Genomic DNA, 11,542 nt, shown 5'->3' with positions numbered 1-11,542 from the left:
GCCATTTTGAAAAATCTACTTAAAAATATTATCCCACGCAGATTGCGGCAATGGCGAATGGTTTATTTAACCTTTGGCACCGATATAAAAAGATATCTTACCTTTTTAAATTACAACTTCTCGAGCCAGGATAAATACCTGGGAGTTATAGCCATGAAATATCATGTAATTGAAAAAGGATTAACGATGCCGCAGACTCGCTTTCGCTTTGGGAAAAATCACATCTTCGAATTATGCAACATTATTACCGAATACCATTTTAAAGGGTATGATATCAATCAGTTTGAAATCCAGTACGCTAGCATGGTTCTAAACGAATATAGAAATTTTCACCACGATCAACAGTATGAATTAGAACCAGAAATTTCAACTGTAATCAATAAAACCGTTGCTATAACAAATTATTCCCAAAGCTCAACTCAGTTAAATTTCACAAGCGATAGTTTTTTTCAGTCAGTCAATGACCAATTTCCTGCATTTGCCCAATCCCGGCACACCGTAAGAAATTATTCGCCAGAGAAAATTCCCATAGAAGAGCTGATTGATGCTGTCAGAATAGCTCAAAATGCCCCGTCTTCCTGTAACCGTCAGCCCGTCCGCGCATACATAGTAACCAAAGATTCTGCAATTAAAACCATACTTAACCTACAGGGAGGGAACGGTGGATTCGGTCATCTTGCGACCTCATTATTTGTTATAACATCAAATATATCTTTGTTTCAGGATGTACTGGAACGGTGGCAACCAACACTAAATGCGGGTTTTTTTGGGATGGCATTGCTATATGCGCTACACTTCAAAAAGATTGGCTGTGCAACGTTAAACTGGAGTGAAGACAAACGTAAGGATAAAAAACTACGTAGTTTTCTAAATATTCCTCCAAACGAGCATGTGCATTTTCTTATTTGTTGCGGTTATCTTCCCGATGAGTTTCTAGTAGCTGCTTCATTGAGAAAGGACGTGAAAAATATATGTGAAATAATTACATGAAATGAAAATAGGATTATTAACCCTTCACACCTTTTACAATTACGGAGCTATGCTACAAGCTTATGCTACCCAAATTGTACTTACCCAAATGGGATATGATGTACAGTTAATCAATCATTACCCTCTTGATTTGGAAAAGCAAAATGATACCGTACCGTTATCACTTCATCCCAAGAAACTAATCTTGTACTTCATATTAAAGTTCGACCGGAAGTACCAACAGAAATTAAAGCGTTTCCGTGATTTTCGAAAGGTTTTTAACCTGACCAAACGCTACTACAGCGAAGAAGAAATTTACAATCATCCTCCAAAATTTGATGTTTATATTATTGGAAGTGACCAAGTATGGAACATGGAAAACGGTATTGATCCTTTCTGTTTCCTCGATTTTGTGAAAGGACACGGTAAAAAAATCAGCTACGCGCCCAGTTTTGGCAGCAGCAGTATCCCCGAAAAATATAAACCTCGCTTGACGGAACTCCTTTCAGACTTTAGCGCCATATCTACGCGTGAGGATGATGGAGTCCGCATCATAAAAGAGGCAACTGGTCGTGATGCAGTTCAAGTGCTCGACCCCACCCTATTAATATCAAAAACAGAATGGAATAATCTAATTGGTCACACAAAGCCTCCAACTGCAAAATACATCCTGATCTATGCACTGAACGATTCGGATGAATCTGCAAAAATGGTTGAAGCAGTAAGAAACAGATACAATCTCCCGGTTTGGGGAATACCTATGGGAGTTAATGTCCCTGCAAAGTTTAAAGTAGAAAAATCATTCAAAGATGCCGGCCCATTAGAGTTCATTTCGCTGTTCATGCATGCTAAAGTAGTCTTAACAAGCTCATTTCACGGACTTGCATTTGCCGTTAATTTTGAAAAAACATTTTTCGTCGTTCCTCACCCAACCCGTAACTCGCGGCTGAACAGCCTGATGAAACTACTGGATCTTCAGGATCGGCAATACTTCACTCCGGAAATTATTAATAGCTTGAAAGAATCAGAGCTTTTTCTGGATTACTCGACGAAAATCTATATTCTGAACAACCAAAGAAAACAATCCTGCGATTTTTTAACGGCAAGCATCGAAAATATCCCACCCCTAACCAAATAATTTTTACCATGAACACCTTGTCTGCTTACATCCTAAAGGCAATGCGTAAAAGCTACAAGAATATTTGGGACCGTATAGAACTACCTAAACCAGATTGCATTCAGGAACCCAATGCCGCGGCAAAAGTCATCTTCGACCTATTGACCAGTGACAAGCCGTGTATGATTGCCCGTTTTGGCAGCACGGAATTAACCTGTTTGGCAAATTATTCAGGTATCTACCGAACCCATCAAAATATTTTCGGCTTCATCAAAGGGGAAAAACCTCCTTGGTGGTGGGATCCTAAAATAATAAGCCAAATGCAGCAATGGAGCGGATTTTTCCCTCCCGAAGTGCACAAAATTGAGCAGTTCTGCGAATTAATGATTCAAGATATTCCACTTGTTGACGTCCTCGGCTCATGGCTACATGAAGAACATCTTTTTGCAGAAGAACTATTATCTGCTGAGAAAATCGCTTTATTGTTTTTCGATCCTTTCTGGGCTATACATCCTTGGACAAAAGCCTTGGAAGGAAAGAAAGTGCTGGTCGTTCATCCATTTACCGAGACCATCCAGCAACAATACAAAAAACGGGAACTTATTTTTGAAAATAACCTATTGCCCGAATTTGAACTGAAAACCATCAAGGCAGTCCAAAGTATTGCAGGTGCTACCACCAGTTTTGCTGATTGGTTTGAAGCATTGGACTATATGAAAAAACAAATTGAGGAAACCGATTTTGATATTTGCCTGATCGGAGCCGGAGCTTACGGATTTCCGCTGGCTGCACACGTTAAGCGTCTGGGGAAAAAAGCTTTTCATATAGGTGGAAGCTTGCAACTTCTATTCGGAATAAAAGGAAAACGTTGGGAAAGCGATTACCATAATGTTTATAATTATCCTTCCTTATTTAACGCACATTGGGTCCGTCCTAAGGAAGAAGAAAAACCGACAAATGCCCAAATTGTAGAAGGCGCCTGCTACTGGTAATCATGCAGCATCAATTTATAAAAGAAATTTTTCACCGAGAATGAAGATTCTATGGATTTCCAATACATTATTCCCTGCGGTATGCCAAGAACTTAACATACCCAGCCCAGTTGTGGGCGGTTGGATGTTTTCAGGAGCTGAAGCCCTTCTGAAAGCATCTGCGGATGTCGAACTTGGTGTAGCTACTTTATATAGCGGAAAATCTTTAAAGACGCTACCAATAGATGGCATTACTTACTACCTCTTACCAAAACCAGGTTCAAATTATAGGTACAGCCACTCATTAGAACCCTTTTGGAAAAGAATAAGAGACGAATTTAAGCCAGACGTTGTGCACATTCACGGCACCGAGTACCCACACGGACTTGCCTACGTAAATGCATGTGGAAATTCTGGAGTTGTTGCATCAATCCAGGGCCTGGTGAGTATTTATGCCCAATACTATTTGGGTGGTATCCCAGAAAAAGAACTACGGCAGAACATCACAATTCGAGATATTATCCGGCTAGATTCATTATTCAAACAAAAGCAAAGGTTTCAACAGAGAGGAGCTTATGAGATCGAATTAATCCGGAATATTTCCCACATCATTGGCAGGACATCTTGGGATCAAGCCCATGCATGGGCAATAAATCCGAGAGCAGATTATCACTTCTCTAACGAAACCCTTCGAAACGCATTTTATAACCATAAGTGGAAATACGAAGAATGTGAGAAGCACAGTATTTTTCTAAGCCAGGCACATTACCCTATAAAAGGCTTACACCAATTAATAAAAGCTCTACCATTGGTTTTAAGGGATTTCCCAAAAACAAAGGTATATGTGGCCGGGAATGATTTCTTTTCAACAAACAAGTTTTGGCGCATGAATGGTTATGGGAAATACATTCGCTCCTTAATGCAAGCCAACGGAATCTCCGATCAACTCGTTTTTACGGGCATCTTATCCGAAAAAGAAATGTGCGATAGATATCTGCGCTCAAATGTATTTGTCTGCCCCTCATCAATAGAGAACAGCCCCAATTCGATTGGCGAGGCACAATTATTAGGCGTTCCATGCATAGCATCCTATGTGGGTGGCACAGCTGATATGGTTAGCCACAACCAAACCGGTTTACTTTACCGCTTCGAAGAAACAACCATGCTTGCTGAATTAGTATGCAGGGTATTTAAGGATCCTGATCTTTCCCGAAAACTATCTGATAGTGAAAGGTCCACAGCAGGAAGACGACATGATCCTGACGTAAACACCCAAACTTTAATTAAAATATACCAATCTGCATGCAACTAATAATTAGCTTTCTGTACAAATCCATACGTGCAGTTCTTATACTAGTACGCCTGCTGATTAACCATTTAATCACCTGGATCATTTTTTACGGCAACAATGTGAACTTTCAACATTTTCGAACAAACGGAATTCCATACGTTAGCATTGCCCGAAGCGGGAAGTGCACAATCGGTAAAAACCTGCGGATTAACAATGGCATGTTGGGAAATCCAATTGGACGCCCCCAACGGTGCACTTTCTTTGTTGATCGAGGAGCCCTGCTTATCATCGGAGAGAATGTGGGAATGAGCTCAACAGCCCTCATTGCCCATCACCAGATTACCATTGGGAACAATGTAAAAATAGGAGGGGGCACATGCATATATGATACCGATTTTCATGCAATCAACCCGAACACCCGAGCCCTACAAGAAACCGACCGGGAGAAAAAGATAAATCTTCCTGTTCTGATTGAAGATAATGTCTTTATAGGGGCGCATACAACTATCCTAAAGGGAGTAACAATCGGAAAAAATTCCGTTGTCGGAGCATGTTCTGTTGTTACAAAAAGTATCCCTGCCAACGAAATATGGGCAGGCAATCCAGCCCGTTTCATCAAAACATTAGGAAGAAATGATGCATAATTATCTTGAAAAAATAATTCCATTAACTATCCTAATCGTTGGTGTTGCTTCAGTCCAGGGAATGGCATCCGTCCCCATAGGTAACACAACGATCTGGTGGCTTATCCAAACGATAGTCTTGCTCATCTTTCTTGTTAGTTTACGATATGGTAATCTGGAAACAGAATCAACCTCAGTCATGGTTACCGTTAAGCTATATCTGCTTTGGAATGTTATTAGCATTCTTCGAGGTTTTTTTTTGGCAGAAGTCTACTGGGACTGGAAAGGTTTAATATTAAACACCTTTGCCTTAATACTCCCCATTGTTGCCTATACAGCCTCCAATAAAGAGATCCTTCAATCCATGCTATCTTTTTATCTAAGATATGCTCTTCCTTTCTATTTGCTTATTTTCCCGGTTCTTCCAATAGGAGCCATTGGAAGTTACTTATATCCAGTTGCATTTTTAGTCCTGTTCATTCCTGCACTCACACCTAAAGGGAAAGCGATTGTTTTTGTATTGGCCTTAAGTGGTATCTTGTGTGATTTAAGCACACGAAGCTATATTCTGAAATATGGCATTCCAATCCTTATGCTTATTTTTTATTACTCAAAATATATAACCTACTCCACTCCTCTTATAGAATTCTCTCGCAAAGCTTTCATGTTTATTCCCTGGCTATTTTTTTTCCTGGCCATTTCCGGAGTTTTTAATATATTCAGGATGGATGAATATCTAAATAAAAGCTATGTGGCTACGACTAAAAATGCTGAAGGAGAAGTAATCGAGCAAGATATTACAAAAGATTCTCGCACTTTCCTTTTTGAGGAAGTACTCAGCTCCGCTAAAAAACATAATTATTGGATAATTGGACGAAGCCCGGCACGCGGCAATGAAACGTCCTTTTTTGACTGGATGGATGCTTCGGGCAGAGGTGAACGGTTGCGAAACGAAGCTGGAATATTAAATGTTTTTACCTGGACTGGTATTGTTGGTGTAATTCTGTACTTTTTTGTTTTCTATCGGGCATCCTGGATTGCAATTAACCAATCAAATAATATATATAGCAAACTGACCGGCCTCTTTGTATCTTTCAGATGGATGTATGCTTGGGCGGAAGACATTAACATGTTCAATCTCAACTATTTTATGATCTGGGTAATGATTGGCATTTGCTTTTCTCATTCTTTCCGCAAAATGAATGATGCAGAAGTAAAACTCTGGGTAAGAGGCATCTTCGAGAAAAAGTACTACAGAAAATACCGCGAATATATCTTGGAAATTCATTAATTTTCACCGCTACCATCCCCTAAAAACACGAATTCTTGAAGTTACAATTATGCAAGAGTATAATCAAATTACCATAGCTGTTCTTCTTACCTGTCATAATCGGCGGAAGAAAACACTAAACTGCTTAGAATCTCTTTACTCTGCTAAATGTCCGACAAGGCAGTTGGACGTATTTCTTGTAGATGATGGATCAACAGATGGCACAGGTGAAGCCATAAAATTCAAATTTCCAAAAGTAGTTGTAATCCAGGGAACAGGAAATTTGTATTGGAACCAAGGCATGCGACTAGCTTGGGATACAGCATCAAAATCAAGGCAATACGATTTTTACCTATGGCTGAACGATGATACATTGGTAAAAATAGATGCCCTTATAGAGTTAATCCAATGCTTTCAAGAAGCAATGAAAAAAGACCAAAAACCGGCGATTATAACAGGAGCTTGTGAATCAACGGAAAATAAAAATATTTTTTCGTATGGAGGTAAAACTGACTTGGGCCCTGTTATTCCAAACGGTACACTCCAACCATGTAAATATATCAATGGGAATGTCGTACTAGTATCCAACGTTATTTTTAATGAACTGGGTAATCTGTCCCCAGATTACACTCATGCCATGGGAGACTTTGACTATGGACTTCGTGCAATAAAAGCGGGATATCGGTGCTACACCACCAAAAGCTATATTGCGATTTGCCCTACCAATCCCGGCATTCCAGCTTGGTGCAATCCCAATACACCATTATTACAGAGATTAAGACTTCTGAAATCACCGAAAGGGTTAAATATAAAAGAATACAATATTTTCCGCAAAAGATTCTGGGGCTGGAAATGGATTATTTATGCTCTCAAAGCTTATTTAAAAATTTTGTATCCTAGCTTATATTTTAAGATATCTAGCAAATCGATTTCAGACTTATCCAACATTCCGAAATTGAAAGTATAACCTTATATTTTACAACGAAATACAACCAAAATATATTTAAACAGCCACCAATGAAATTGCCCCCGATATTAATCATAGTATTCAATAGGCCAGATTTTGCTCTAAAGTTATTTGAAGCTTTAGCAAAACTTAAACCAGAAAAGCTATACGTCATTTCAGATGGACCCAGAAATGAACGTGAAGCGATTGATGTTGAGAAATCAAGATTAATTTTCAATAACGTAGATTGGAACTGCCAGATTAAGTATGACTACTCTTCTGTCAACATTGGGTTACGACAGCGTATAACCAGTGGTATTGATTGGGTATTTCAAAGCGAAGAAACATTAATCATTTTAGAAGACGATTGCATACCACAACCCGACTTTTTCAAATTTTGTTCCTCCATGTTAGATCGCTATGCAGATGATAATAGAATTATGGCTATAAATGGATGTAATTTAAATCCACGCCTATCAAAAACATTTCCTAACTCCTATTTTTTTTCAAAATATGCAAACTCTTGGGGATGGGCAACCTGGAAACGAGCATGGGATTTATTTGATCGAGATTTATCCGGATTTGATGATAAAGATACATTTAAAAATTTCACATATAACTTTCCCTACAGAACCAGATCCTCTCTTTATTGGCATTATAAAATGGGTGTAGTGAAAGAATCGAAGATTAATAGCTGGGCATATCGCTGGATGTTTTCGTTGTGGATTCAAAATGGATTGGCGGTAGTGCCTAAGTTTAATTTGATACAGAACATAGGAGATGATGAGAGAAGCACAAATACAAAAGGAAACCTCCATTTTCTAAAAATTGAATCGTCTCCTATTATAGAAGATGAACTCTCCCACCCCAATTTCATACATGCAAACCTCACGTATGATAAATGGCTGGAAGACTCCATTTATAGCAAATCACTTAAATACCGATTACTTTGGATGATTAAAAAGCTAACTTTTCAGATCTAAGGTTCCATGTAAATAAATCCCCCAAAAGTATTCAATCACATATATCACTACGCGGCAATCACTTTAATCTAATACTATTTTAAATTAAATTTCATATCCGCTCACCACCCAGAGAGCAATATTTGCGCTCATAATTATCAAAAAATCCATTCCAGTATCAGTTTCATGAACACCGTTAAAACAATTGGCTTCACCGTTTATTCGGATGATTTGGCGCTGATCCCGATTAGAGACAATGTGTGCCGGGTGATCAACACCATCAGCCCCAACTCGTATGGCGTTTCCACCCGGGACAAAGAATTTGAACGGGCGCTAAAGACTTCTGACTATTTGGTCCTTGACGGTGTTTACTTTGCGTTTTCTTCGCTATTGCTTCAAGGTAAAAACATTAAACGCAACCAGGGGCCCGACGTTTTTTATCATTTTATTGCCCGGTTGAATCAGCAAAACGGGAAAGCCTTTTTCCTGGGCTCGTCGGAAGGTACCCTTCAAAAAATCAGGGAACGTGCCCGGAAAGATTATCCAAACCTGACAATCGAAACCTATTCCCCTCCGTTTAAATTGGAATTTTCGGAAGAGGATAACCAACAGATGGTAGAAAGTATCAACGCCTTTCAGCCTGATATTTTGTTTGTGGGAATGACCTGTCCAAAGCAGGAAAAATGGGCCATCAAACACCGTGAACTTCTCCGGGCAAATCTGGTCATTTGTATTGGGAATGTATTCGACTGGTTTGCCGGCACCCAAAAACCGATTCACCCCATTTGGTTCAAACTCCGAATAGGTTGGTTAGTCCGGATTTTCCTTCGTCCGGAAGTATTTAAACGAAACATCGGAAACCAGATGCTATTCTTCTGGCATGTCATTTTAATATTCTTAAAAATCAAAAAATATGATACGAGGAGCTATAATTGGACTCGGTAAAATGGGTTTGTCGCATACGGCCATCATTGGGGCAAATCCCAAGGTTAAGCTGGCAGCAGTTTGCGACACCTCATCACTGGTGCTGAGCGCCTTTAAAAAATTCAGCCAGATAAAAACCTACAGTGATTACAGTAAAATGCTGGACGAAGAACCGTTGGATTTTGTTGTGATTGCCACGCCAACCAAGTTTCATTACCCGATTGTCAAATCGGCACTTGAACGGGGCATCCATACCTTTTGCGAGAAACCGTTCAGCCTGACCGTGAAAGAAGGGGAAGAACTTGTTGCGTTGGTAAACCAAAAAGGGTTGGTAAACCAAGTGGGCTACCACAACCATTTTATCGGAACCTTCCGGGAACTTCGAAGGTTGATCCAAACAGGAATACTGGGCGAATTAACCCACTTTACCGGCGAAGCTTACGGTCCGGTGGTCACCCGCGAAAAAGGAGGCACCTGGCGGTCGAAGCCCGAAGAAGGGGGCGGCTGTTTGTACGATTACGCCTCGCATGTACTCAACCTGATCCAGGAAATCATCGGGCGACCGGTAAAATCAAGCGGGATATTGCTTAAAAGCATTTATTCCAAAGGGGTCGATGATGCTGTTTATGCCTTGTTGACCCTCAACGATGGCACAAGCGGAGTATTATCCGTAAACTGGAGCGATGAAACCTACCGGAAAATGTCAACCTCCATCACCGTCATGGGCAAAAAGGGAAAGCTGATTTGCGATGCTACCGAACTGAAGATCTACCTGAAAGAGGCCGCCCCTCATGAAGGGCTCGACAAAGGATGGACGACCAAGTACATCACAGATTTGGCCATTCCGGTTGATTTTTACCTTCGCGGCGAAGAATACAGTGCCCAACTGGATTATTTTGTGGACAGCATCATTAACCGGAACAAGGCAGAATACAATACCTTCGAACAAGGACTCTACACCGACAAAGTCATTGAAATGCTTATTGACAACTCGAAAAACAACCATCATGGATAAAGTATTATTTGGCGACAACCAGTTTTTTGCCGTAAACCATGCATCCGACGAGAAATCCAGGGCACAGGCTATCCGGTTTAAGGATGACCGGGCCATCATACAGGTACTAGACCAGGCCATCGACCTGGGGATCAACACCTTCATGTGTACCACCCACGACCGTATTGCTAATGTTTGTGATCACCTGCGTGCCAACCCGGCCAAATATGCCGACTTCCTGATTTATCCCTGCATGCCCTATGCCCACAAATATGCCAATGCAGTAACCGAACTGGGCATTGCGGGCACCATCAAGCAATATGTTCCGGGGAATGTATTCAGCACCTTCGCCAAAGGGGGTTTTGCCTTCCTGAACAAAGATTTTATCAAATTAATGGAACTGCTCATTGATGCGGAGATGAAGATGTTCAAGGGAATCCAAACGCCGGTTATTTTCATCCAGAATGTGTTGGTGGATATGATCCTTGGATTGAAGATGTTTGAGGTATTTAAAGAATATGATGCCTATATCCGCAAAAAATATCAGGCCGAACCCGGGTATATCACGATGAATATGCCTGCCTTGCTGGATGCACTGAATTCGGTCGGAATTGAAAATCCGATTATTTGCAGTTCCATCAACAAAATTGGGTTCCGAATGAGCGGCGGAATTGAGATTTACGAAAAATACCTGAACGAGAAGGAGTTTCGTCCGATCGCCATGCAAGTGCTGGCTGCAGGAGCTTTGCGCCCTAAAGAAGCAATTGAATACCTGGGCAATTTTCCAAAAATTGAGTCGGTTTTGTTCGGCGCCTCCAGCCAGTCGCACATCAAAGAAACCAAAGATTTGATTGAAAAATACCTCTGTCCCATTGCAGTTGCTGATTAATGAGGGTATCGTGTTTTCTTTCGTTACTGAGCTTGTAAGGTTATAGAAAGAAAAATAAGGCTTTTTTGTACAAAAGAAAGATGACTTTATCTGTCTAATCCAAATTTCCACAAGAAATCCATTTAATTCTCTGCTCCTCTATATCTGCATCAAAGCGGCCGAAGCGGCGATCCGGCCCCTGAAGATTGGAGTACATCCTACAGTTGCCGGACAAATCAGCAGCCTGCTAACCATAGGCATATCCCAAGAAGAAAGGGATAATTTTTTCAAAAACCTTATTCTTTTTCCTGTTCTTTAACCTGAGTATAACATGAGCCAATTCTCCACAACCTTATTGACCTTATTTTTTTAGTGTATCCTAATAATGTTTCAGGAATTGTATAAAAGAAAGATGATTTTATCTGTTTATTCATTATTGCCTGTTAAAAAGCTATTTCGTCCCTACGGGACTTTGATGTATTTCTGCAACTTATTTTTCTCTACCCATATTTGATCCCTGCCGGGATCGTCTGATATGCCAGATAAAATGAGTACAGGAAAAAATAGCCCTGAATGCATTACAGTCCCGTAGGGACTTAATTTGGGT

General features: G+C 40.3%; 11 protein-coding genes. All 11 read left to right on the top strand.

All coding sequences use genetic code 11. The features are described 5' to 3' along the window. Window positions 1-6: 6 nt before the first annotated feature. The 11 genes from N2K84_RS10620 to N2K84_RS10570 all read left to right on the top strand — a co-directional run bounded on the left by N2K84_RS10620 (window position 7) and on the right by N2K84_RS10570 (window position 10,956). The gene (locus N2K84_RS10620) at window positions 7-990 is read left to right on the top strand and encodes a nitroreductase family protein (protein WP_282591788.1); all 984 of its coding nucleotides are present in this window, start codon (window positions 7-9) and stop codon (window positions 988-990) included. Between the two features lies 1 nt (window position 991). Then, window positions 992-2,107, top strand: coding sequence for a polysaccharide pyruvyl transferase family protein (locus tag N2K84_RS10615; protein ID WP_282591787.1), 1,116 nt, complete (start codon window positions 992-994; stop codon window positions 2,105-2,107). An 8-nt stretch (window positions 2,108-2,115) separates the two neighbouring features. After that, entirely contained in the window at window positions 2,116-3,078 is a 963-nt protein-coding gene (locus N2K84_RS10610) for a hypothetical protein (protein WP_282591786.1), read from the top strand. 40 nt (window positions 3,079-3,118) lie between these two features. Next, the gene (locus tag N2K84_RS10605; protein WP_282591785.1) at window positions 3,119-4,369 is read left to right on the top strand and encodes a glycosyltransferase family 4 protein; all 1,251 of its coding nucleotides are present in this window, start codon (window positions 3,119-3,121) and stop codon (window positions 4,367-4,369) included. 284 nt (window positions 4,370-4,653) lie between these two features. Then, window positions 4,654-4,992, top strand: a complete 339-nt coding sequence (locus tag N2K84_RS10600) for an acyltransferase (RefSeq protein WP_282591784.1) — start codon at window positions 4,654-4,656, stop codon at window positions 4,990-4,992. Beyond that, window positions 4,982-6,262 (top strand): hypothetical protein, encoded by a 1,281-nt coding sequence (locus tag N2K84_RS10595; protein WP_282591783.1) that lies wholly within the window; start codon window positions 4,982-4,984, stop codon window positions 6,260-6,262. Before N2K84_RS10600 ends, N2K84_RS10595 begins: the two co-directional genes overlap by 11 nt. Before the next feature lie 49 nt (window positions 6,263-6,311). After that, on the top strand, window positions 6,312-7,208 hold the full coding sequence (locus N2K84_RS10590; protein WP_282591782.1) for a glycosyltransferase family 2 protein: 897 nt from the start codon (window positions 6,312-6,314) through the stop codon (window positions 7,206-7,208). A 50-nt stretch (window positions 7,209-7,258) separates the two neighbouring features. Continuing rightward, a complete protein-coding gene (locus N2K84_RS10585; RefSeq protein WP_282591781.1) occupies window positions 7,259-8,170 on the top strand; it encodes a glycosyltransferase family 2 protein in 912 nt (303 codons plus the stop codon). Window positions 8,171-8,335: 165 nt separating this feature from the next. Then, window positions 8,336-9,094 (top strand): WecB/TagA/CpsF family glycosyltransferase, encoded by a 759-nt coding sequence (locus tag N2K84_RS10580; RefSeq protein WP_282591780.1) that lies wholly within the window; start codon window positions 8,336-8,338, stop codon window positions 9,092-9,094. Beyond that, entirely contained in the window at window positions 9,063-10,088 is a 1,026-nt protein-coding gene (locus tag N2K84_RS10575; protein WP_282591779.1) for a Gfo/Idh/MocA family protein, read from the top strand. Before N2K84_RS10580 ends, N2K84_RS10575 begins: the two co-directional genes overlap by 32 nt. Further along, window positions 10,081-10,956, top strand: a complete 876-nt coding sequence (locus tag N2K84_RS10570) for a hypothetical protein (protein WP_282591778.1) — start codon at window positions 10,081-10,083, stop codon at window positions 10,954-10,956. The genes N2K84_RS10575 and N2K84_RS10570 overlap by 8 nt, the downstream gene beginning before the upstream one ends. Window positions 10,957-11,542 lie beyond the last annotated feature (586 nt).

The organism is Gaoshiqia sediminis, from assembly GCF_025907915.1.
Taxonomy (GTDB): domain Bacteria; phylum Bacteroidota; class Bacteroidia; order Bacteroidales; family Prolixibacteraceae; genus Gaoshiqia; species Gaoshiqia sediminis.
The sequence above is the reverse complement of the archived record's forward strand: the minus strand, read 5'-3'. Positions and strand labels throughout refer to the sequence as shown.